Consider the following 22,199-nt stretch of genomic DNA (forward strand, 5'->3'; position numbering starts at 1 on the left):
GTGGCGGCCGCCTTTTCGGTCGGGGCCCGGTCAGCGCAGCCGGTAGATGGCGATCCGGCCGTTGTCGTAGACCTTGTCGGCGAGCGAGGCGAGTTCGGCGGACTCGGGGCCGACCTTGCGGTTCACGAACAGGAACCGCACGTGGTGCTGGTCCTGCAGCTCGCCCAGCAGCGCGGCGGTCGGCTGGTAGACCGCGGCGTCGTTCTGCTTGAGCAGGGCCTGGTCCCAGAAGCCGGGGTCGGTGCCCGCCATCACCCGGGGGGCGAAGGCCCAGCCCTCGACCAGGACCGAGCGCTCGGAGTAGGCGCTCAGGGTGAAGTCGCGGTAGTCGTTGCAGGGCGCCTTCGGGTCCTTGAAGTCGTCCGCGGACCAGCAGTGCTCGTTGGTCGCCACGACGTCGGTCGGGTCGCTGTGCGCGCGCAGCCAGCGGGCCGCGTCGATCTTGCCGGCCGGGAGCGGGAAGGAACCCCACACGGTCGGGTCCCAGACCGGCTTCGGCAGGTCGAGTACCAGGGTGGGCACGCCCGCCAGCAGCGCGGCGGTGAGCAGCACGATGCCGCCGCGACGGCGCATCGGCTTGACCATGCGGCCAATCAGCCACCAGAGCACGGCGCAGGCGGCGGCGATCGCGCAGAGTGCCAGACCGGCCGAGACGATCGGCCACAGGCCGGCGGCCGAGCCGTTGTGCCCGTCGGGACTGGTCAGGAAGGCCCGCAGGAAGCCGGTCCGGGACGGGTGCCAGCCCTTGACGGTGTCGGTGGCCCACTTCTGCCAGTCGGCGTCGTGGTTGTAGACGAGCCAGATCATCACACCGGTGTAGGCGGCGGCGAAGGCGGCCAGCGCGGTGCGGCCCGCGGTGGAGAGGGCGGCCCGCTCGAACGCCTCGCAGTAGCCCCAGGCGGAGAGCAGCACGCCGAAGGCCAGGCCCGCGTGGGTGAAGTAGCCCGCGTTCCAGCCGTTCAGCAGCACGAAGACGGCCGGGCCGGCCACCGTGCCGCCGAGCAGGAACCAGAGCACCGGGTCCAGCTTCAGCCGGCTGCGCCAGAGCAGCGGCAGCGCGCCCGCCATCCGGAGCTGGGTGTTGATCAGGAAGGCGAACCAGACCAGCGCCACCACCACCAGCTGGCTGGTGGAGCTGCGCACCTGCTGCGGGTCGGCCCAGTTGGACTGCAGGTTGGAGAAGGGCTCGACGGACAGGCCGTAGCTCTTGAAGGCGAAGATCACCGCGGTGGAGAAAAGCTGCGCGGTGGCCACGATGGCGCCCAGCCAGACCACGGTCCACGGGATCCGGCGGGTGGTGAGGAGGCCGACCAGCCCGGTCAGCGCCAGTGCGGCCAGGGTGACCGGCAGCGAGGTGGCCTTGGCCGCGCTTGAGGCGAAGGCGAAGAGCACGGCCAGCACGTAGAAGCCGCGGCGGCCCAGGCCGGGCACGGCCCCCCGGCCGCCCTCGGTGTCGGGCCTGCGCAGCCCGTCGCCGACCACGCCGATCAGCGCCAGCAGGAGCGGCTGGCTGTAGGTCATCGAGACGCTGGCCCAGGACATCAGGGTGACCTGCGGCGAACCGAACGGGGTCTCGCCGTGCCCGCCGTTGAACTCCCCGATGGTGAAGAGCAGCAGACCCGCGATCGGGCCGGCCCAGGCCCGGCCGGAGAGCCGCCAGGCGACCACCGCGGCGACCAGCATGGTGAGCGCGCACAGCGCGGGGATCATCAGCCGCAGCTGGATCACCGGCAGGTCGATGTGGCCGACCAGGCTGGTCATCGCCTCGTGCACGAAGGCGAACCAGTGGTACTGCAGCGGCTCCCCCGCGACCTGGGGCAGCGTCACGGGGAAGGAGTGCTTGGCGTTGCCGGCCAGCGACATCTGGTACGAGAGGTCGACGAACTGCCGGCTCTGGTCGTCCGGAGGCAGGATCGGCGTGCGCTGCAGGTAGACCTTGTAGAGGTAGCCGCTGGTCAGCGCGATGGTGCCGGCCACCGCCCAGGACCAGCCGAGCGGGACCCGGGTGTAGCTGCGCACCCACCAGTGCCGGCGCAGCCGCGGCACGGCCGCGAACGGGACGACCACCAGCAGCGGCCAGAGCGTCATGACCGAGTGCAGGCCGAGCGGCATGAACACGGCCCAGGCGGCGAGCTCGAGCGCCAGGCCGGTGACCGCGCCGAGGGTGAGGTCCTCGACCAGGGTGTGCGGTGTCCGGCGGACCGAGCGGTAGACCAGGGTGCCGGGCAGCAGCACGCCCCAGACCACGTAGAACGCGTAGCGCGCGATCGCGTTGAGCGGGGTGTCGGAGCCGACCAGGGTCGCGAACAGCACGGCCAGCGCGGCGATCGCGGGCAGGAAGCGCCAAGCGGTGCCGAGCACCCCGGTGCTGCCGCCGCCGGCTCCGCCATGTGCCCGGCGGCCGGACCGTCTGCCCGCGGCCGGTGGCGAGTCCACCGTCAGGGGGGTGTCGTGAAACGTGCCCATCAGGCTCTTCTTCTCCCAGGAGGTCTTCGGTGGGCTCTGACGGCCGGTCGGCGCGAACGCCCCCCGCCCGTGACGATGCGACGGGCGCCGGTCTCCTCGTCGGGAGGGCCGATCCGTGCCGCGCGGAGCGGCGCCGGTGGCCAGTGCTGAACTGCCGTCATCCGTAGCAGCCCCGGCATAAACACATCGAACCTTCATATAAAATGCCGTACGCGAGCCATAGGCTAGCAGTATGGGCAGCTACGGCTCCAAGCCGGCCTGCCGGCAGTGTGCCTCGGCGAGTGGTGGAGGCGATGAGGGAGTGTGGGGCGAGACCCGGACTCCGTTCTCACCCAACTCTTGTAATACAGTCACATCTGCATCATCGAGCTCTCGACTCTGCGGACGGGACCCAATGCCGGCTGGAACAGCCACCAAGACCTTGTCGGTCGTCATACCGATGTACAACGAGGAGGCCGCCCTGCCGGCCCTCGTCGCCCGGCTCCGTCCGGCGCTCGACGGCACCGGTGTCTCCTACGAGGTCGTCGCGGTCGACGACGGCAGTGCCGACCGCACCGCCGACCTGCTCGAGGAGATCCGGCTGGGCTGGTCCGAGCTGCGGATCATCAAGCTGCGCCGCAACTCCGGGCACCAGGCCGCGCTGACCGCCGGTCTGCACAGCTCGGTCGGCGACTACGTGGCGAGCATCGACGCCGACCTCCAGGACCCGCCGGAGAAGATCCCGGAGATGCTGGACCTGGCCCGCCGGGACAACCTGGACATCGTCTACGGCGTCCGCAACGACCGCAGCACCGACACCGGGTTCAAGCGCTGGACGGCCGGCTTCTACTACTGGCTGATGCGCCGCATGGTCGGCAAGCGGGTCCCGTCCCAGGCCGGCGACTTCCGCCTGCTGAGCCGCGAGGCCGTGGACGCGCTCAAGTCGCTGCCGGACCAGCAGCAGGTCTACCGCCTGCTGGTGCCGTGGCTGGGCTTCCCGAGCGGCCAGGTCACCTACTTCCGCGAGGAGCGCGTCGCGGGTGAGACCAAGTACCCGCTGAGCAAGATGATCCGCCTCGCGGTGGACAGCATCACCAACTTCTCGGCCTCGCCGCTGCGGATCGCGACCTGGCTGGGCGTCGCCAGCTTCTTCGGCTGCTTCGCGCTGATGGCCGCCACCCTGGGGATCTACCTGGGCGGCCACACCGTGCCCGGCTGGACCTCGCTCTTCGTCGCGATGCTCTTCATCGGCGGCATCCAGCTGATCTGCGTCGGCCTGCTCGGCGAGTACATCGGCCGGATCTACACCGCGGTGCAGAAGCGCCCGACCTTCTTCATCGGCTACGACTCGGCGAAGGTCCCGCAGCCGCGGGGCGCCGAGCAGGACGACCGGTTCGACGTCCGCGTCTGAACCACCCGTGCACCGCGGCCGCGGCCCGGATCCCCTGGGGATCCGGGCCGCGCTGCCGTTCCGGTCCGGGCTGTCGGTGGCGGGCCATAGACTCGAAGGGCCATGAGTAGCCTCTTTGACGACCTGCCGCTGCCCGGCTTCGAACCCCTCGAGGCGAAGCCCGCCGATGCCGCGCCCGCCGGACTGGCGGCGGAGCCGCCCCCGGAGTACTTCGGGGCCGAGGACGCGTACGAGGAAGAGCTCCCCGCGGACCTCTTCCGGACCGACTACGCGGCGCAGGCGGAGCGCGACGCCTACTACCGCAACGGCGCCCACCGCACGGTGGTCGACCCGGCCCAGCTGCTGGCCGGGATGAACGACCCGCAGCGCGAGGCGGTGCTGCACGCCGGATCGCCGCTGCTGATCGTGGCCGGCGCCGGCTCCGGCAAGACCCGGGTGCTCACCCACCGGATCGCGTACCTGCTGGGCGCCCGCGGGGTGCAGCCGGGCGAGATCCTGGCCATCACCTTCACCAACAAGGCCGCCGGCGAGATGCGCGAGCGGGTGGAGCAGCTGGTCGGGCCGCGGGCCCGGTCGATGTGGGTCTCCACCTTCCACAGCGCCTGCGTGCGGATCCTGCGCCGGGAGAGCAAGCGGCTCGGCTTCACCTCCAGCTTCTCGATCTACGACTCGGCCGACGCCCAGCGGCTGATGTCGCTGGTCTGCCGCGACCTCGACCTGGACCCCAAGCAGTACCCGCCGAAGTCGTTCAGCGCCAAGGTCTCCAACCTCAAGAACGAGCTGGTCGACCACGAGAGCTACGCGGCCCAGGCGGCCAACCCGATGGAGCGCAAGCTGGCCGAGGCCTACGCGCTCTACCAGGCCCGGCTGCGCGAGGCCAACGCGCTGGACTTCGACGACATCATCATGACCGCGGTCAACCTGCTGCAGGCCTTCCCGGACGCTGCGGAGCACTACCGGCGGCGGTTCCGGCACATCCTGGTGGACGAGTACCAGGACACCAACCACGCCCAGTACATGCTGATCCGGGAGCTGACCGGCGGCGCCGCGGGCAGTGCGCCGAAGAAGACGGTGGACGGCGAGTTCGTCAACCCGGCCCAGGCCGGCCTGGCCGAACTGCCGCCCGCCGAGCTCTGCGTGGTCGGCGACGCCGACCAGTCGATCTACGCCTTCCGCGGCGCGACCATCCGCAACATCCTCCAGTTCGAGGAGGACTACCCGGACGCCGTCACCATCCTGCTGGAGCAGAACTACCGCTCCACCCAGACCATCCTCTCCGCCGCCAACGCGGTGATCGAGCGCAACACCAGCCGCCGGGAGAAGAAGCTCTGGACGGCCGGCGACCACGGCGAGAAGGTGGTCGGCTACGTCGCCGACGACGAGCACGGCGAGGCGCAGTTCATCGCCGACGAGATCGACCGGCTGACCGACGCGGGCGACGCCCGCCCCGGCGACGTGGCGATCTTCTACCGCACCAACGCGCAGTCCCGGGTCTTCGAGGAGGTGTTCATCCGGGTCGGCCTGCCCTACAAGGTGGTCGGCGGGGTGCGCTTCTACGAGCGCAAGGAGGTCCGCGACGTGCTGGCCTACCTGCGGGTGCTCTCCAACCCGGAGGACACCGTGCCGCTGCGCCGGATCCTCAACGTGCCCAAGCGCGGCATCGGCGACCGGGCGGAGGCGATGATCGAGGCCCTGGCGGCCCGGGAGCGGATCTCCTTCGCGCAGGCGCTGGTGCGGGTGGACGAGGCGTACGGCATGGCCGCCCGCTCGGCCAACGCGGTGAAGAAGTTCAACACCCTGCTGGCCGGGCTGCGCCAGGTGGTGGAGTCCGGGGCCGGGCCGGCCGCGGTGCTGGAGGCGGTGCTGGAGGAGACCGGTTACCTGGCCGAGCTGCAGGCCTCCACCGACCCGCAGGACGAGACCCGGATCGAGAACCTCCAGGAGCTGGCCGCGGTCGCCTTGGAGTACGAGCAGGACCCGGGCGAGAGGCCGGACGCGGGGGAGGAGGGCGCGCCGCCGGTCGGCTCGCTGGCCGACTTCCTGGAGCGGGTCGCGCTGGTCGCCGACTCGGACCAGATCCCCGACGACGAGGACGGCCAGGGCGTCATCACGATGATGACCCTGCACACCGCCAAGGGCCTGGAGTTCCCGGTGGTCTTCCTGACCGGCATGGAGGACGGGATCTTCCCGCACATGCGGGCGCTCAGCCAGGTCAAGGAGCTGGAGGAGGAGCGCCGGCTGGCCTACGTCGGCCTGACCCGGGCCGAGCAGCGGCTCTACCTGACCCGCTCGGTGCTGCGCAGCGCCTGGGGCCAGCCCGCCTACAACCCGGCCTCCCGGTTCCTCGACGAGATCCCCGCCGAGCTGGTCGAGTGGAAGCGCACCGGTGCCGCGGCCACCCCGCCGAGCCGCGGCCTCTCGCTCTCCGGCTCGCGCTCGGGCGGCTCCTCCGGCGGGCTGTCCAGCGGCTCCGGGCCGAAGGCCGGCTGGGGCCGGTCGGCCAAGTCCGGGGTGGGTGACCGGCCGGTGGTCAGCCTGGCGGTCGGCGACCGGGTCAGCCACGACAAGTTCGGCCTCGGCACGGTGGCCGAGGTGGCCGGCGGCGGCGACAACGCCAAGGCCACCATCGACTTCGGCTCGGCCGGCCGCAAGGTGCTGCTGCTGCGCTACGCCCCGGTGGAGAAGCTCTGACCGGCTGAGCAGGCGCGGCCGGAACACGGCCCGGGGCCCCGATCAGGGGCTCCGGGCTGTGATTTTTTCATCACTTCGGGCGGGGACGGGTGACGGCCGCCGGGTGGGCGCTAACCTCCCCTCAGGTGGTCGGTTATCGCTGGTTAACGTGGAGGCAGTGATGGGTGTGTCCGGTCCGATCCGGGTCGTGGTGGCCAAGCCGGGGCTCGACGGCCATGACCGGGGCGCCAAGGTCATCGCGCGCGCCCTGCGCGACGCGGGCATGGAGGTGATCTACACCGGCCTGCACCAGACGCCGGAGCAGGTGGTGGACACCGCCATCCAGGAGGACGCCGACGGCATCGGCCTGTCGATCCTCTCCGGCGCGCACATGACGCTCTGCGCCCGGGTGATCGAACTGCTCAAGGAGCGCGACGCGGCCGACATCAAGGTGTTCTGCGGCGGCATCATCCCGGACGAGGACATCGCCGAGCTGAAGGCGATGGGCGTCGCGGACATCTTCACCCCGGGCACGCCCACCACCGAGGTGGTCGCCTGGGTCGCCGCCAACCTGCGCCAGGCGGGCTGACGCCGGCTCAGCCCCCGGGCTCCAGCTCGGCCAGCATCGCGGCCCGGAACCGCAGGGTCCGGGCCAGCCGGTCGAAGGTCTCGCCCCAGGCCGAGTCCGGCGAGGCGTCGGCCGCCAGCGCGGCCACGGCCGGCGCGGTGGCCGGGGAGAGCGAGCGTTCGGTCAGCCCGAGCACCCCGCTGTGGCTCCACGGGTAGGCGCCGGAGGCGGCCGCCCGCCCCAGTGCGGCCACCACGGCGGTGGAGAGCGGCGGCGTCCACGGCACCGCGCAGGCGCCGAGCAGTTGGAAGGCGTCGCCCAGGCCGTGGCCGCGCAGGAAGGCCGCCGTCCAGCCGGCCCGCTCGGCCGCCGGCAGCACGGCCAGCAGCTTGGCGGGCGCGCCGGCGCCGTGCACCGGCCGCCCGTCGCGCGGCGGCGGGCCGAGCAGCACCCGGGCCCAGCCGGCGTCCCGCTGCCGTACCGCGGCCCGCGCCCAGGCCTCCTGCAGCTCCTCCCGCCACGGCCCCGCGCCGCCGTCGGCGGCCGAGACCGGCAGCGCCAGCAGCTGAGCGGGCGTCAGGCCGAAGGCCGCGGTCCAGCCGGCCAGCGGCGCCGCGGCCACGATCTCGCCCAGCCGCCAGGCCCGTTCGCCGCGCCCGGTGGGGGAGCTGGGCGCCACGCCGTCCCGCTGCAGCTCGGCCGTGCCGGCCGTCGGCGGGTCCACCAGCAGCCGGTCGCGCCCCTGCGACAGCCGCACCGCGGCCAGTGCGCGGACCGCCATCCGGGCGCCCAGCGCGGAGCCGGGCAGGGCGGAGAGCAACTCGGCGGCGGTGGCCCGGACGTTCTTGCTCCGGTCGTCCAACGCGGCCTCCAGGAACGGCTCGTCGGCCGGCCCCAGGCGCTCCTGCAGGGCGTCCAGGAAGAGCAGCCGGTCCTCGGCCCGCTCGCCCGCCCAGGTGGAGCGGAGCAGCGCCAGGGCGGCCGCCGGGTCGCGGCGGCGCAGCCTGGTCAGGTGGGTGACCCGCTCCGCGAACAGGCCCTGCTGCCAGACGGACTCCTCGCCGGCCGGCTGCTCGAGGCCCGCCGAGCGCAGCAGGTAGCGCCAGTCCGGGTTCCGCTCGGCCAGCCAGCGGCCCAGCGGACCGGCCAGCGCGGCCAGGTCGCCGCGCAGCTCGGTGCGGGCCCGGCCGGCCGAGAGCAGGGCGGGCAGCAGTGCGGGCGGCGGCCGGTAGCCGCGGTCCCGGGCCGCGGCCAGCCACTGCGGCAGCAGCTCGGCCAGGTTCGGCGGCAGCTCCGCTCCGCCGGTCCGGCCGGCCAGCAGCAGCTCCAGCCGGCGGGCGGCGGCCGGCGGCAGCGGCGGGCGCGGATCGGCGGCGGGCGGCGGGTCGGTGTGCGGCGGGGCGGGCAGCGGCAGCAGGCCGGCGCGGCGGCGGACGGCGGCCAGCGCGGCCTGCTCCAGCAGGGCGGTGGCCGGGTCCTGGCCGGGTCGGGCCGGGTCGGGTGCGGGCGGGTGGCGGTCGGTGCCCAGCAGGGCGGCGCGGTACAGCTCGGACCAGTGCTGCTCGTCCTCGGCGGTCACCGGAGGCCTCCCGGGGGGTCCAGCGGGACCGGCTCGCCGGACTCGTCCCAGACCGTGACGGGGGCGAAGCCCCGGTGGCCGCACTCGCCGAAGACGGCGGCCGGGCGCCCGGCGCAGACCGCGGCGAGCTGCCAGCGGGCGGTGGCGGAGGTCTGCGGGTGCAGCGGGAGGGCGTGCTGACCGTCCGTCAGCAGCCAGCCGTGCGGGCCGGGGAGCGGCAGCGCGCCGGCGAGCACCACGGGGTGGCTCTCGGTCCACGGGTCGGCCGCCACCGCCTCGCCGTAGCGCGCGGTGGCGGTGGCGAGGGAGCAGCCGGGCGGCGGGCCGGGCGGTGCGGGCTCCGGCTCGCCGTACCGGGGGCCGAGCACGGCGCGCAGCGGGACGGCCGCCGGGTGGAAGGCCAACTCCGCCTCCAGCGTGGTGTGGAGCGGCAGGACGGGCGCGGCGGGGTGGCCGGGGCGGGCGTAGTCCAGCAGCAGGGCGGTGCGGCCGGTTTTGGCGCCGAGCAGCCAGCTGCGGCGGTGGACCAGCCGCTCCTGCGGCCGCTCGTCGCTGCCGAGCACCAGCCACCGGTCGCGCACCGTCGGGCCGGCCAGCAGCTCGGCGGCCGTCACGGTGTAGCCGATCCGGGTGCGGACGGTGGCGGCGAGCGGCCCGGGCAGCCCGTCGACCTGCTCCCAGGCGGCGGCCAGCAGATCCAGCAGGGCCTGGCCGGCCAGCAGCTCCTCGCCGGTCAGTGCGGGCAACTCCCGTGCACGGGCGGCGAGTCCGGGAGCCTGGGCGTCGACCATCCGGGCCGCGACCTCGCCCCAGCCGCGCCCGGCGGCCGGATCGGCCAGTCCGCGCCGCACCTCGTCGGCCAGCCGCAGCCGCAGCTCCCGTGCCCCCGCCGCGACCCGCGCGGCCCGATGCCGGGCGCGCTCGCCGCTGCCGCTGCTCCCGCGTTCGTCCATGCTTCGAACGCTAGATCGCCGGACTGACAGGCGCTCAGAACGGCGGGCGGGGCGGGTAGATCTTGAACTGCGCGGTGCTGAGAGGGAAGGAGAACGGCTCGGGAAGCTCGACCGGCTCGCCGAACTCCCCGTGCTCGACGACCCGGTAGGCGCCGCTGCGGGCGCCCGAATGCAGCTCCCAGAGGCCGTCGTTCGGGTCGATGATCAGGTAGAGCGGGATGCCGCTGGCGGCGTACCAGAGGCGCTTCTTGGCGTAGTCGCTGCCGCGGTCGGTGGAGACGATCTCGACGGTGAGCAGGACCCGGTCGGCGGGGAGGGGATTGGCATTGTCGGCGACCTGCTCGTAGCCGGTTGCGACGACATCCGGCTTGGGCTCGAAGGACCGCAGGGAGGAGGAGAGGGCCTGCTCGGTCATCGCGGCCCAGCCCCGCTGGTGCAGTTGGGACGAGACTGCGACCTGGATCAGGTTGTGGAACGGTGCGGCGGACGGGAGCATCACGAGCTTTCCGTCGATGAGCTCGATTCGGTAGGAATCGAACTCCGGGAGCGATTCGAGCAGGCGCACCAGGCCGTGCGCGTCGCTCGGCACCGTTGAGGTCATCGCTGCACCTTCTCTCGTCCATCTTCATGGTAGCCACCGCCCCCGCCGGGCCCGGCGATTGTCAGTGGGCGGCGGCAGAGTAGTTCTCGCAAGGCGCTCGCGGATACCGCCGACGGGCCTGCCAGCTGCGCCGATGCTCCCTGCCATGCCACCGCCCGGTACCGCCGTGTGCCGGTGCGGGCGATCAGAAGGAGCCCCCGAATGAGTGATGAGATGACCGGACCTCCGGTTCTGCGAGCCCATGCGGAGGACGCCTTCGCGGAGGAGCTGGCCGCGCTCGCCGCCTGCGACGACCGGCGGCGGCCGCCGAACTGGCGGCTGTCGCCCTGGGCGGTGGCGGTCTACCTGCTCGGCGGGGAGCTGCCGGACGGCACCGTGGTGAGCCCCAAGTACGTGGGCCCGCGCCGGATCGTGGAGATGGCGGTGGCCACCCTGGCCACCGACCGGGCGCTGCTGCTGCTGGGCGTGCCGGGCACCGCCAAGACCTGGGTCTCCGAGCACCTGGCCGCCGCGATCAGCGGCGACTCCACGCTGCTGGTGCAGGGCACCGCCGGCACCGGGGAGGAGGCGCTGCGGTACGGCTGGAACTACGCCCAGCTGCTCGCCGAGGGCCCCAGCCGGGCCGCCCTGGTGCCCTCGCCGGTGCTCCGCGCGATGGCCGACGGCAAGATCGCGCGGATCGAGGAGCTCACCCGGATCCCGGCCGACGTCCAGGACTGCCTGATCACGGTGCTGTCGGAAAAGACGTTGCCGATACCGGAGTTGAGTGGCGAAACTCAGGCTGTCCGCGGGTTCAACCTGATCGCCACCGCCAACGATCGAGACCGCGGCGTCCATGAACTCTCCAGTGCGCTGCGCCGCCGTTTCAGCACGGTGGTCCTGCCGCTGCCGGCGACCCTCGAGGAGGAGGTCGAGATCGTCGGCCGGCGGGTGGGGCAACTCGGCCGCGCACTGGAACTGCCTGAGCTGCCGGGCGGCGCGCAGGAGATCCGTCGGGTGGTGACGGTCTTCCGCGAGCTGCGCGACGGCCTCACCGCCGACGGCCGGACCAAGGTCCGGACCCCGACCGGCACCCTCTCGACCGCCGAGGCGATCTCGGTGGTGACCAACGGACTCGCGCTCGCCGCGCACTTCGGTGACGGCGTGCTGCGCGCGGCCGACATGGCGGCCGGGGTGCACGGCGCGGTGGTCCGCGACCGGACGGGCGACCGGTCCGTCTGGCGCGACTACCTCGAGGGGGTGCTGCGTGACCGCGACGGTTGGCAGGACTTCTATCGGGCGGCCCGCGAACTCGCGGACTGAAACGGGGGACCGAAACACATGGGGGAGAGGAAGACGAAGATGACCGGAGAGGTGACCCTGCTAGGAGTACGACACCACGGGCCCGGCTCGGCCCGTGCGGTGGCCGCGGCGCTCGACGCCCTGCGGCCGGACGCGGTCCTGGTCGAGGGACCGCCGGAGGGCGACCCGCTCGTCGCGCTGGCGGGTTCGGCGGAGATGGTCCCGCCGGTGGCCCTGCTGGTGCACGCGGCGGACGACCCGGCGCGGGCGGCGTTCTGGCCGTTCGCCGCCTTCTCGCCGGAGTGGGTGGCGATCCGGCACGGGCTGGCCGCCGGGGTGCCGGTCCGGTTCATCGACCTGCCGGCCGGCGCGGGGTTCGCGCTGGACGCCGAGGATGCGGTGGACGGTGAGCCGGCGGGGGAGCCGGCCGACCCGATCGCCGTGCTCGCGGCGGCCGCCGGCCGGGCCGACTCGGAGGCCTGGTGGGAGGACGTGGTCGAGCACCGGGTCCCGGAGGCGGACCCGCTCGCCACCTTCGCCGCCGTCGGCGAGGCGGTGGCGGCGGTGCGCCGGGACGATCCGGTGGGCACCCCGGGTTCGCCCGGGGTCGCCCCCGGGCGGCCCGCCGGGCGGCGCGAGCGGCTGCGCGAGGCGCACATGCGCCGGCAGCTGCGCGCCGCCCGGCGGGCCGGGCACCGGCGGATCGCCGTGGTCTGCGGCGCCTGGCACGTCCCCGCGCTCGCCGCGGTGGACGCGCCGGGCGCCGCCCGCGTCGACCGGGAGCTGCTGGCCGGGCTGCCCAGGAAGGTCCGCACGGCCGCCGCCTGGGTGCCCTGGACCGAACCGCGGCTCGCCCAGCGCTCCGGCTACGGCGCGGGCGTCGAGTCCCCCGCCTGGTACCGGCACCTCTTCGACAGCGCCCCCGGGGAGGCGGTGCCGGGCTGGCTGGCCCGCGCCGCGGGGCTGCTCCGGGCCGCCGACCACCCGGTGCCGCCGGCCCTGGTGATCGAGGCCGTGCGCACCGCCGAGGCCCTGGCCGCCCTGCGCGGGCGGCCGGTCCCCGGCCTGGCCGAGACGCTGGACGCGGTGCGCGGCGTCTACTGCGAGGGCTCCGAGGTCGCGCTGGCGCTGGTGCGGGAGCGGCTGGTGGTGGGCGACGCGGTCGGCCGGGTGCCGGCCGCGGCGCCCGCCGTGCCGCTGCAGCGCGACCTCGACCGGCTGCAGCGCCGGCTGCGGCTCGCCCCGCGGGCGGAGCAGCGCGAGCTCGACCTGGACCTGCGGCGCGAGCTGGACGCCGGGCGCTCCCGGCTGCTGCACCGGCTGCGGCTGCTCGGCGTGGCGTGGGGGCAGCCCGCCGGGCGGGCCGGGACCGGCACCTTCCGGGAGCGCTGGCAGCTGCGCTGGGAACCGGACTTCGCGGTCCGGGTGGTCGCGGCCGCGCCGTGGGGGACCACCGTGGAGGGGGCCGCCACGGCGCGGGCCGCCGCGCTCGCGGCGCAGGCCCCGCAGCTGGCCGAGCTGACGGCGCTCGCCGAGCAGTGCCTGGCGGCCGATCTGACGGGCGCGCTGCCGGCGGTGCTGCGGGCGCTGGGAGACCGGGCGGCGCTGGACACCGACGCGGCCCACCTCGCGGACGCCCTGCCGGCCCTGGTCCGCGCCCTGCGCTACGGCGACGTCCGGGGTACCGACCGCACCGCCCTCGCCGGGGTGGCCCACACCCTCGCCGACCGCCTCCGCCTCGGCCTGCCGGCCGCCTGCACGGGCCTCTCGCCGGAGCAGGCCCCGCCGATGCGCGCGCGGCTGGACGCGGCGCACACGGCGATCGGGCTGCTGGCGCGGATGGGGGAGGGGGAGAGCGAGGCAGCGCGGCGCATCGGTGCGGTGGATCACGGGGTGTCGGGTGCCGGTGTCCCGCGCGAGGTGGTGGCGGCTGCGGAGGGTGGGCCCGACCCGGCGGCGGGGTTGCGTGCGGTGCGGGGTGCTGACGCGCCGTCAGGGACTGAGGGCCCGGGCTCCGTGGTGCCGGGGCCGGCTGCGGTGGTGCGTGATGACGGGCTTTCCGGTGCCGACAGCCCGGCCGACGGGTCAGTGCCTCGCACCACCGCCCCCGGGATCGCCGAGCGGTGGGCCGTGGCGCTCGACGCGCTGGCGCGCGGGGACGGGGTGCCCGGGGAGGTGCGGGGGCGGGCGGTGCGGCTGCTGCTGGACGACGGGCGGATCGGGGCGGCCGACACCGGGCTGCGCTTGCGGGTGGCGCTCTCCCGGGCCGCCGCGCCCGCGGACGCCGCCGGCTGGGTCACCGGCTTCCTCGCGGGCGGCGGTGCCCTGCTGCTGCACGACCCGCGGCTGCTCGCGCTGCTCGACGAGTGGCTGACCGGCCTGCCCGAGCAGGAGTTCACCGACCTGCTGCCGCTGCTCCGCCGCGCCTTCGCGGAGCTGGAGCCCGGCGTGCGCCAGGGCATCGGCGACCGGATCGCCGAGGGCCCGGCGACCCCCGCCGCGCTGCCCCCGCGCCCGCTGGACCGCGCGCGGGCCGACGCCGCCGTCCCGACCGTGCTGCGCCTGCTCGGCCGGCCGGCCCCCGCGCCGCCGCCGCGCCCGCGCATCCCGCGCCAGACCGACCGCCGCAGCGCTGCCTGACGGCCCGTCCGCACCCCCGAGGAGCCCCATGACCACCCCCGCCCCCCACGCCGACGAGCGGCTGCGACGCTGGCGGCTGGTGCTCGGCGGCGAGGGCGACCGCACCGGGTGGGTGCCCGGCGGTCGCGACGCCGAGCTGGACCGCGCCCTGGCCGCCGTCTACGGCGCGCCCGGCGGCGAGGGCTCCCGCAGCGCGGGGCTGGGCGGCAGCGCGCCGCGGGTGGCGCGGTGGCTGGGGGACATCCGGGCGCACTTCCCGCCGGGGGCGGTGCAGCTGATGCAGCAGGACGCGATCGGCCGGCTCGGGCTGGAGCGGCTGCTGCTGGAGCCCGAGGTGCTGGCGGCCGTGCAGCCGGACGTGCGGCTGGTGGCGACCCTGCTCGCGCTGAAGCACGCGCTGCCGGAGACCACCCGGGAGAGCGCCCGCCAGGTGGTGGCCGCCGTGCTGGAGGAGCTGTCCGGGCGGCTGGCGGAGCGGACCAGGTCGGTGCTGGGCGGGGCGCTGGACCGCGGGGCGCGGACCGAGCGGCCCCGGCCGGGTGACATCGACTGGGACCGCACCGTTCGGGTGAACCTGAAGCACTGGATTCCCGAGCGGCGCGCCATCGTCCCCGAGCGCCTGGTGGGGCGCGCCCGGGCCCGTGGGGCGGTGCGGCGGGAGGTGGTGCTGTGCGTGGACCAGTCCGGCTCGATGGCGGCCTCGCTGGTGCACGCCGCGCTCTTCGGCGCGGTGCTGGCCGGCCTGCCCGCGCTCGCCACCCGGCTGGTGGTCTTCGACACCGCCGTGGCCGACCTGACGGAGCAGCTGGCCGACCCGGTGGAGCTGCTGTTCGCCGCCCAGCTCGGGGGCGGCACCGACATCGGCCGGGCGCTGGCCTACTGCGAGCAGCGGATCACCCGGCCGGCGGACACCGTGCTGGTGCTGGTCAGCGACCTCTTCGACGGCGGCCCGCGGGACGCGCTGCTGCGCCGCACCGCGGCGCTGACCGCCGCCGGGGTGCAGGTGGTGGTGCTGCTGGCACTGGCCGACGACGGCGTGCCGGCCCACGACCAGGCGGCCGCCGCCGCGCTGGCCGCGCTCGGCGTGCCGGCCTTCGCCTGCCCGCCGGACGCCTTCCCGGAGCTGATGGCCGCGGTGCTGGAACGGCGCGAACCGCCGCTGCCGCCGCTGCCGCCGACACCGGCGACCGGGTGAACGGCAGGCCGTCGACACGCCGCGTACCACCCGTTGTGACGGTTCTCACCACGACCGGACCGGTCCCGGGCGAAACAGTCCCGTCCTGCGGGGATAACCTGCCATGCGGACGTGTGACGCGCGTGTTGATTGACGTGTGCGCCCGTGGCTGTGCGGGCCGCAAGGCCGTATCTCTGCGTACCCGCGCAGCCTCGACGACCCGCAGCGAACATCCTGCCGTGGCACGCTCGTAGAGACACAATCCGCGACCACGAACAAGGACGAACACACGTGGACCTGTTCGAGTACCAGGCGAGGGACCTCTTCGCCAAGCACGGCGTGCCCGTGCTGGACGGCGAGGTCATCGAGACCCCCGAGGCTGCTGCCGCGATCGCAGAGCGCTTCGGCGGGCGCGCCGTCGTCAAGGCTCAGGTGAAGGTCGGTGGCCGAGGCAAGGCCGGTGGCGTCAAGCTCGCCGCAGACCCGGCGGACGCCGTCGCCAAGGCCGGGGCGATTCTCGGCATGGACATCAAGGGTCACACCGTCCACAAGGTGATGCTGGCCGAGACCGCGGACATCAAGGAGGAGTACTACGTCTCCTTCCTGCTGGACCGCGCGAACCGCACCTTCCTGGCCATGGCCAGCAAGGAGGGCGGTGTCGAGATCGAGGTCGTCGCCGAGGAGAACCCCGACGCGCTGGCGAAGATCGCCGTCGACGCCAACGAGGGCTGCACCGAGGCCAAGGCCCGCGAGATCGTGGAGGCCGCGAAGTTCCCGGCCGAGATCGCGGACCAGGTGGTCGAGGTCCTGCAGAAGCTGTGGACCGTCTTCATCAAGGAGGACGCCCTCCTCGTCGAGGTCAACCCGCTGGTCAAGACCGGTGACGGCAAGATCATCGCGCTCGACGGCAAGGTCTCGCTGGACGAGAACGCCGACTTCCGCCAGCCGGAGCACGAGGCGCTGGTCGACCACGCCGCGGCCAACCCGCTGGAGGCCGCCGCCAAGGCCAAGAACCTCAACTACGTGAAGCTCGAGGGCGAGGTCGGCATCATCGGCAACGGCGCGGGTCTCGTGATGAGCACCCTGGACGTCGTCGCCTACGCCGGTGAGAACCACGGTGGCGTCAAGCCCGCCAACTTCCTCGACATCGGCGGCGGCGCCTCCGCCGAGGTGATGGCGAACGGCCTGGAGATCATCCTGGGCGACACCGACGTCAAGTCGGTCTTCGTCAACGTCTTCGGCGGCATCACCGCCTGCGACGCGGTGGCCAACGGCATCGTGCAGGCCCTGGCGCTCCTGGAGAGCAAGGGCGAGGCGGTCACCAAGCCGCTGGTCGTCCGTCTGGACGGCAACAACGCGGAGCTGGGTCGTCAGATCCTGACCGACGCGAACCACCCGCTGGTCGAGCAGGTGGACACCATGGACGGCGCCGCCGAGCGCGCCGCCGAGCTGGCCAACGCGAAGTAAGGAAGGGGACTCAATCATGGCTATCTTCCTTACCGAGGACAGCAAGGTCATCGTCCAGGGCATGACCGGCTCCGAGGGCATGAAGCACACCCGCCGCATGCTCGCCTCCGGCACCAAGATCGTCGGCGGTGTGAACCCGCGCAAGGCCGGCACCACCGTCGACGTCGACGGCACCGAGGTCCCGGTCTTCGGCACCGTCGCCGAGGCCATCAAGGAGACCGGCGCCGACGTCACCGTCATCTTCGTGCCGCCGGCGTTCACCAAGAGCGCCGTGGTCGAGGCGATCGACGCCGAGATCCCGCTCGCGGTCGTCATCACCGAGGGCGTCCCGGTGCACGACTCGGCCTCGTTCTGGGCCTACGCCGGCGCCAAGGGCAACAAGACCCGGATCATCGGCCCGAACTGCCCCGGCCTGATCAGCCCCGGCAAGTCGAACGCCGGCATCATCCCGGCCGACATCACCAAGGCCGGCAAGATCGGCCTGGTCTCCAAGTCCGGCACGCTGACCTACCAGCTGATGTACGAGCTGCGCGACATCGGCTTCTCGTCCGCCGTCGGCATCGGTGGCGACCCGGTCATCGGCACCACCCACATCGACGCCCTGGCGGCCTTCGAGGCCGACCCGGAGACCGAGCTGATCGTGATGATCGGTGAGATCGGTGGCGACGCCGAGGAGCGGGCCGCGGCCTTCATCAAGGAGAACGTGACCAAGCCGGTCGTCGGCTACGTCGCGGGCTTCACCGCCCCCGAGGGCAAGACCATGGGCCACGCCGGCGCCATCGTCTCCGGCTCCTCGGGCACCGCGGCCGCCAAGAAGGAGGCCCTGGAGGCCGCGGGCGTCAAGGTCGGCAAGACCCCGTCCGAGACCGCCCGCCTGGCGCGCGAGCTGATCGGCTGACCCGCCGTCCGCTGAAGCACTCCGCCCCTGGAACCGGCCGGTTCCAGGGGCGGAGCGCTTTGTCGGGCCCGGGCTTGTCGGGCCGGTCTACGGCACGCCCAGCTCGAAGAGCGCGAACCCCGCGAACCAGCCGGAGGCCGCCGCGGCGAAGGCCAGGGTGGCGGCCAGGCCCGGCGTCTTCACCCGGCGCAGCGCGAAGGCCAGCGGCAGGAAGAGCGGGAAGGCCGGCAGCAGGTAGCGCGACAGGTTGCAGTAGAGCTGGACGTTCGGCAGCACCAGCAGGATGGTCAGCAGCGCGTAGGCGTTGAGCACCGCGGGCAGCCGCAGCCGGAGCATCAGCACCACCAGGACCGGCAGCGAGAGCAGCAGGAAGACCGAGATCATGTTCGGCACCTGGAAGTCGGCCCAGGCGAGGTGGCGGCCGTACATCAGGGTCAGCGTGGTCTGCAGGGTGAAGGTGCCGCCGTCGAAGTAGTGGCTCCACTGGGTGCGCTCCAGCACCGTGTAGGCGTCCAGCTGACCCATCCGGTAGCCGACCCAGCCCAGGTAGCCGACCAGGCCCCAGGGTGCGAGCAGGATCGCGGCCAGCGGGCGCCAGCCGTCCCGCCGGCGGGCCAGCGCGATCGCGCCGGCCACCACCACGGCGCCGACCAGCGCGGCGGCGGTGGGGCGGTTGAGGCCGGCCACGCAGGTCAGCGCGCCGGCGTGCAGCCAGCGCCGGGTCATCACGCAGTAGCAGGCGAAGGCGGCCAGCGCGACGAAGAGCGAGTCGGAGTAGACCGCCCATTCCACGCCCGAGCCGGGCACCACGGCCCAGAGCGCCGCCGCGATCACCCCGGCCCGGGGGCCGGCCAGCTCGTCGGCGATCAGGTAGATGCCGATGGCGGCGGCCACCGAGCTGAGGATCGCGACCACCATGCCGGCGCCGTACGCGCCGATCCCGGTGACCTGCGAGACCAGCCGCATCAGCGCCGGGTAGAGCGGGAAGAAGGCCACCGAGTTCTGGTGCAGGTGCTGCACGCCGCCGACCGCGGCGATCGACTCGGGGTGGTAGCCCTGCACGGCGATCCGCTGGTACCACTTGCCGTCCCAGCTGCCCAGCACGTCCCAGGTGTGCTTGCCACCGCCGAGCGCGAGGTCCTTCGTCAGGTAGGAGCCGCTGGACGAGAGCAGGGCCATGAAGACGGCGAAGCCGCTGGCCTTGGCGGCGGTGAAGACGGCGACCGGGGCGGCGAGCCTGGCCGCCGTGGCCCGCACCGCGGCCCAGCCGCGGGCGGTCGCCGATCCGTCCTCGGGCTGGTCGGAGTCCCCCGCCCGGTCCGGCTGGGCGGGGCTGGATATCGCACTCAAGTTCTGGGCTCCACGGGTGGGGGCGGCAGCGGGTGGGTGGAACTCGGGGCAGGGTAGCCCGGAGTCTATGGCACGCCTTCCAGCCGGGGCAGGGCCGCTCGGAACCGATTCCCTCCCGAACGAACCGTCAGTGGCCCGGGGCGGACTGCTCCCCGCAGCCGGTGGTGCAGGGCGGCAGCGGGACCAGCGGATGGCCGGTCAGCTCGCCGCCGATCGCCCCGGCGGCGGCCAGCACCAGCAGGGCGCAGGCGGCCGGGCCCGCCGCGGTGCGCAGCAGCCCGCCGGCCCGCAGCCGGCGGGTGGCGGCGGTCGGCCGGCCGGCCGGGCAGGCCCGCTCGGCGGCGCGGTAGAGCAGGCCGCCCAGGCGCTCGCCGAACTCCGGCGCGGCCGGGTCGGCGCCGACCAGGGCGGGCACCAGCCGGGCCAGCTCGGCCCGGCCGGCGGCGACCCGGGCGGTGGCGGCGGCGGTGCTGGACTCCACCTCGGCGGCGATCTCGGCCGGGGTCAGACCGAGCGCGTCGTGCAGCAGCACCGCGCGGCGGCGCGGGCCGGAGAGCCGGGCCAGCGCGGCCAGCAGCGCCCGGTCGCGGCCGGCCGGGTCCTCCGGGCCGGGCACCGGGACGGTCCGGCGCAGCGTCAGCCGGGGCCGGCGCGGCCGCCACGGGGCCAGCGCGTGCTCGCAGGCCCGGGCCCGCAGCCAGGCCGCCGGGTCGTCGCCCGCCCCGGTCAGCGCCCGCCAGCGCGGCCAGGCCGCGCCGAACGCCCGGCGCACCGCCCGGTCGGCCCGGCGGCGGCTGCCGGTCAGCAGGTAGAGCTGTTGCCGCAGCTCGGGTGCGCAGGCGGCGTGGACCGCGTCGAAGGCGGTGCTGAGGGTGACGGCTGCGGGACCGCTCTCCTGGCGCATAGTCAGATCATCAGAGACACGGCGGCCGTCTCGCTCCTGCACAGGGCAGGACGGGTGACGCTGGACCATGTGCTCCATGACCCACCACCTGACGGGCCGTCCGTTCGCGCGCCCCGTCGGCGCGCCGGCCACCGCGCCGGCCCTCGCCGGGGCCGGCGCGGCCCTGCTCGGACTCGCCTGCACCGGTGTGCCGGTGCTGGTCTGCTGGCTGTTCTCGGCCCCGCCGGGCGACACCCCGGCCGACGCCGCCCGGCTGGCCGGGGCGCTCTGGCTGCTGGCCCACGGCGGCCCGCTGGTCCGCGCCCCGGGCGGCGCGCCGCTCACCGTCACCCCGCTGGCCCTCACCGCGCTCTGCGTGCTGCTGCTGGCCCGGGCCGGCGCCCGCACCGCCGTGCCGGGGGCGCCCGGGCGGGCGGGCGCCCCCTGCGGGGCGCTCTGCGCGGGCTACCTGGCGGTCGCGCTCCCGGTCGCGCTCGGCTGCCGGGGTGCCGGGGTGCTGCGCTCGCAGCCGCTGCCGGACCTGCTGGCGGTGGCCGTGCTCGGCTGGGCCGGGGCGGCGCTCGGCGCCCGCACCGGCCCGCGCTGGTGGCCGCCGGCCCGCCGCCGGCTGGTCGCCCGGCTCGGCCTGGCCGTGGACGCGCCCCGCTGGTGGCAGCGCCCGCCGCTGCCGCCCGGTGTGCTCGGTCCGGCCACCGGGGCCGGGCTGCTGGTGTTGGTGGCCGGCGGGGCGCTGCTGGTCGGCGCCGACGCCGTGCTGCGCGGCGATGCCACCGAGGCGGCGGTGCGGCAGGTGGCCGGCGGCAGCTGGGCGGGCGAGCTGGAGCTGCTGCTCTGCTGTCTGCTGGTGCTGCCCAACGCGGTGCTCTGGTCGGTCGGCTACGCCCTCGGTCCGGGCTTCCGGCTGGGCACCGGCACGCTGGTCGCGCCGGGCCGGGCCCAGCTGGGCGCGCTGCCGGACTTCCCGCTGCTGGCGCTGGTGCCGGGCTCCGGAACCGGCTGGCAGTTCGCGGTGCTGGCGGTGCCGCTGCTGGCGGCGGTGCTGGTGGCGGTGCTGCTCGGCCACGCGGCGGCCGGGCCGCCGGAGGCGGAGCCGTGGAGCGCCGCCGCGACGGCCCGCACCGCGGCGGCCGTGGCGGGCGCGGTGGCGGCGGCGGTGACGGCCGGGGCCTGGCTGGCGGGCGGGGCGCTGGGCCAGGGCCGGATGGCCCGGCTCGGCCCGGTGCTGCTCTGCGGGCCGGTGGCGGGCGGCTGGTTCCTGCTGGCGGCGCTGCCGGTGGCGCTGGGCCTGCGCTGGTACCTGCTGCGCGGCCGGCGGCCGGACCCGGGGCCGCCGGTGGAGCAGGAACCGGCGGAGCGGTGACCGGGCGCTCCGGAGGTCAGTTCTGCGGGTCCTCGGCGGCGGCCAGCCAGGACGGTGCGAGCCGGTCGCAGTTCTGGGTGGCCTGGCTGGTCAGGGCGTCGGCCCGGCAGGTGTAGTAGGGCCGGTAGGCGAGGTGCATGGTGAAGGTGCCGAGCACCAGGGCGAGCGCCACGGCGCCGGTGAAGAGGCCGCCGAGCGCGGCCGGCACCTGCGGCCGGGCCTTCTGGGCGTACGGCCAGGCGTTCGGCGCGGCGGGCGCGGCCGGGGCGGCGGCGGGCTGCTGCTCGCCCGCGGCGGCCGGGCGCTCTGTCTCGCGGGCCCGCAGCGCGCTGATCGCCCAGTACACCGCGAGCGAGCCGAGCAGCAGCGCCAGGCCCATCATCACGGTCGGCGCGACGGAGCTGCTGTAGCCGACGAAGAGCGCCCCGAACCCGCTGCTCAGCGCGTACCGGGCACGCCGGTGCACCGGGTTGGTCGGGTCGAAGGCGGGCGGCTGCGGGCCCTGCGGCCCCTGCGGGCCGGGCCATCCGGGACCGCCGCCGCCCTGCCAGTTCGGGCTCCAAGGGTGCGGCGGCGGCACCGGCGGCCGGCCCTGCTCGCCCTCGCCGCCGGACCCTTCGGCGCCGCCGGCCCGGTCGTCGCCGGAGCCGACCGGTTGCTGCGGGAGGCGCGGGCGCCACGGCTGCTCCGGGGCGTCCTGGGGCGGCGGCGCGAAGGGGTTGCGCTCGTCGCTGCTGTTGCCGCTGCTCATGTCGGTCGGGGTCCTCATCGTCGGGGGGCGTCTGGCCCGGTGGGCGGCGCCCGCAGGGCGGGTACCGCGACCCATGATCCCGCAGGCCGTCCGGCGGGTGCGGTCGGCCTGCCGCTAGCGGGTGTCCGGGCGGATCGGGCCGGGCCG

At 74.9% G+C, this 22,199-nt stretch carries 16 protein-coding genes; 9 read left to right on the forward strand and 7 right to left on the reverse strand.

Features of this window, described 5'->3' with window-relative positions; genetic code table 11:
• Nucleotides 1–30: 30 nt before the first annotated feature.
• Nucleotides 31–2,466: a hypothetical protein gene (locus ACFYNO_RS04335; protein ID WP_388004975.1), complete on the reverse strand. Its 2,436-nt coding sequence runs from the start codon at nucleotides 2,464–2,466 to the stop codon at nucleotides 31–33.
• Between the two features lie 421 nt (nucleotides 2,467–2,887).
• On the opposite strand from ACFYNO_RS04335, the gene ACFYNO_RS04340 reads away from it, so the two are divergent.
• From ACFYNO_RS04340 to ACFYNO_RS04350, 3 genes are all read left to right on the forward strand, one after another.
• The gene (locus ACFYNO_RS04340; protein WP_388004978.1) at nucleotides 2,888–3,856 is read left to right on the forward strand and encodes a glycosyltransferase family 2 protein; all 969 of its coding nucleotides are present in this window, start codon (nucleotides 2,888–2,890) and stop codon (nucleotides 3,854–3,856) included.
• Between the two features lie 102 nt (nucleotides 3,857–3,958).
• Nucleotides 3,959–6,547, forward strand: a complete 2,589-nt coding sequence (pcrA, locus tag ACFYNO_RS04345; RefSeq protein WP_388004981.1) for a DNA helicase PcrA — start codon at nucleotides 3,959–3,961, stop codon at nucleotides 6,545–6,547.
• Nucleotides 6,548–6,707: 160 nt separating this feature from the next.
• A complete protein-coding gene (locus ACFYNO_RS04350) occupies nucleotides 6,708–7,115 on the forward strand; it encodes a cobalamin B12-binding domain-containing protein (protein WP_388004984.1) in 408 nt (135 codons plus the stop codon).
• 7 nt (nucleotides 7,116–7,122) lie between these two features.
• Here ACFYNO_RS04350 and ACFYNO_RS04355 read toward each other — a convergent pair whose 3' ends face one another.
• Genes ACFYNO_RS04355 through ACFYNO_RS04365 form a run of 3 tightly spaced genes read right to left on the reverse strand, consistent with a single transcriptional unit; the run spans nucleotide 7,123 to nucleotide 10,227 of the window.
• Complete coding sequence (locus tag ACFYNO_RS04355) at nucleotides 7,123–8,673, reverse strand: DUF5691 domain-containing protein (RefSeq protein ID WP_388004987.1); 1,551 nt, start codon at nucleotides 8,671–8,673, stop codon at nucleotides 7,123–7,125.
• Nucleotides 8,670–9,626 carry an SWIM zinc finger family protein gene (locus tag ACFYNO_RS04360; protein ID WP_388004990.1) on the reverse strand — a complete coding sequence of 319 codons (957 nt, stop codon included), beginning with the start codon at nucleotides 9,624–9,626 and terminating at the stop codon, nucleotides 8,670–8,672. The genes ACFYNO_RS04355 and ACFYNO_RS04360 overlap by 4 nt, the downstream gene beginning before the upstream one ends.
• A 34-nt stretch (nucleotides 9,627–9,660) precedes the next feature.
• Nucleotides 9,661–10,227, reverse strand: coding sequence for a Uma2 family endonuclease (locus ACFYNO_RS04365; RefSeq protein WP_388004993.1), 567 nt, complete (start codon nucleotides 10,225–10,227; stop codon nucleotides 9,661–9,663).
• A 201-nt stretch (nucleotides 10,228–10,428) separates the two neighbouring features.
• On the opposite strand from ACFYNO_RS04365, the gene ACFYNO_RS04370 reads away from it, so the two are divergent.
• The 5 genes from ACFYNO_RS04370 (at nucleotide 10,429) to sucD (ending at nucleotide 17,687) form a co-directional block, all read left to right on the forward strand.
• Complete coding sequence (locus tag ACFYNO_RS04370; protein WP_388004996.1) at nucleotides 10,429–11,529, forward strand: AAA family ATPase; 1,101 nt, start codon at nucleotides 10,429–10,431, stop codon at nucleotides 11,527–11,529.
• A 39-nt stretch (nucleotides 11,530–11,568) separates the two neighbouring features.
• Complete coding sequence (locus ACFYNO_RS04375) at nucleotides 11,569–14,148, forward strand: DUF5682 family protein (protein WP_388004999.1); 2,580 nt, start codon at nucleotides 11,569–11,571, stop codon at nucleotides 14,146–14,148.
• 28 nt (nucleotides 14,149–14,176) lie between these two features.
• On the forward strand, nucleotides 14,177–15,343 hold the full coding sequence (locus ACFYNO_RS04380) for a VWA domain-containing protein (protein WP_388005002.1): 1,167 nt from the start codon (nucleotides 14,177–14,179) through the stop codon (nucleotides 15,341–15,343).
• A gap of 270 nt (nucleotides 15,344–15,613) precedes the next feature.
• On the forward strand, nucleotides 15,614–16,789 hold the full coding sequence (gene sucC / locus ACFYNO_RS04385; protein ID WP_388005005.1) for an ADP-forming succinate--CoA ligase subunit beta: 1,176 nt from the start codon (nucleotides 15,614–15,616) through the stop codon (nucleotides 16,787–16,789).
• A 16-nt stretch (nucleotides 16,790–16,805) separates the two neighbouring features.
• Entirely contained in the window at nucleotides 16,806–17,687 is an 882-nt protein-coding gene (gene sucD / locus ACFYNO_RS04390; RefSeq protein ID WP_388005008.1) for a succinate--CoA ligase subunit alpha, read from the forward strand.
• An 87-nt stretch (nucleotides 17,688–17,774) separates the two neighbouring features.
• On the opposite strand, the gene ACFYNO_RS04395 is transcribed toward sucD, so the two are convergent.
• A complete protein-coding gene (locus tag ACFYNO_RS04395; RefSeq protein ID WP_388005010.1) occupies nucleotides 17,775–19,037 on the reverse strand; it encodes a glycosyltransferase family 39 protein in 1,263 nt (420 codons plus the stop codon).
• 127 nt (nucleotides 19,038–19,164) lie between these two features.
• Nucleotides 19,165–19,941 (reverse strand): sigma factor-like helix-turn-helix DNA-binding protein, encoded by a 777-nt coding sequence (locus tag ACFYNO_RS04400; protein WP_388005013.1) that lies wholly within the window; start codon nucleotides 19,939–19,941, stop codon nucleotides 19,165–19,167.
• 76 nt (nucleotides 19,942–20,017) lie between these two features.
• On the opposite strand from ACFYNO_RS04400, the gene ACFYNO_RS04405 reads away from it, so the two are divergent.
• Nucleotides 20,018–21,301, forward strand: a complete 1,284-nt coding sequence (locus ACFYNO_RS04405) for a DUF6350 family protein (protein ID WP_388005016.1) — start codon at nucleotides 20,018–20,020, stop codon at nucleotides 21,299–21,301.
• Between the two features lie 16 nt (nucleotides 21,302–21,317).
• Here ACFYNO_RS04405 and ACFYNO_RS04410 read toward each other — a convergent pair whose 3' ends face one another.
• On the reverse strand, nucleotides 21,318–22,052 hold the full coding sequence (locus ACFYNO_RS04410) for a hypothetical protein (protein WP_388005019.1): 735 nt from the start codon (nucleotides 22,050–22,052) through the stop codon (nucleotides 21,318–21,320).
• Between the last annotated feature and the right edge of the window lie 147 nt (nucleotides 22,053–22,199).

Source organism: Kitasatospora sp. NPDC006697, assembly GCF_042869935.1.
GTDB lineage: Bacteria > Actinomycetota > Actinomycetes > Streptomycetales > Streptomycetaceae > Kitasatospora.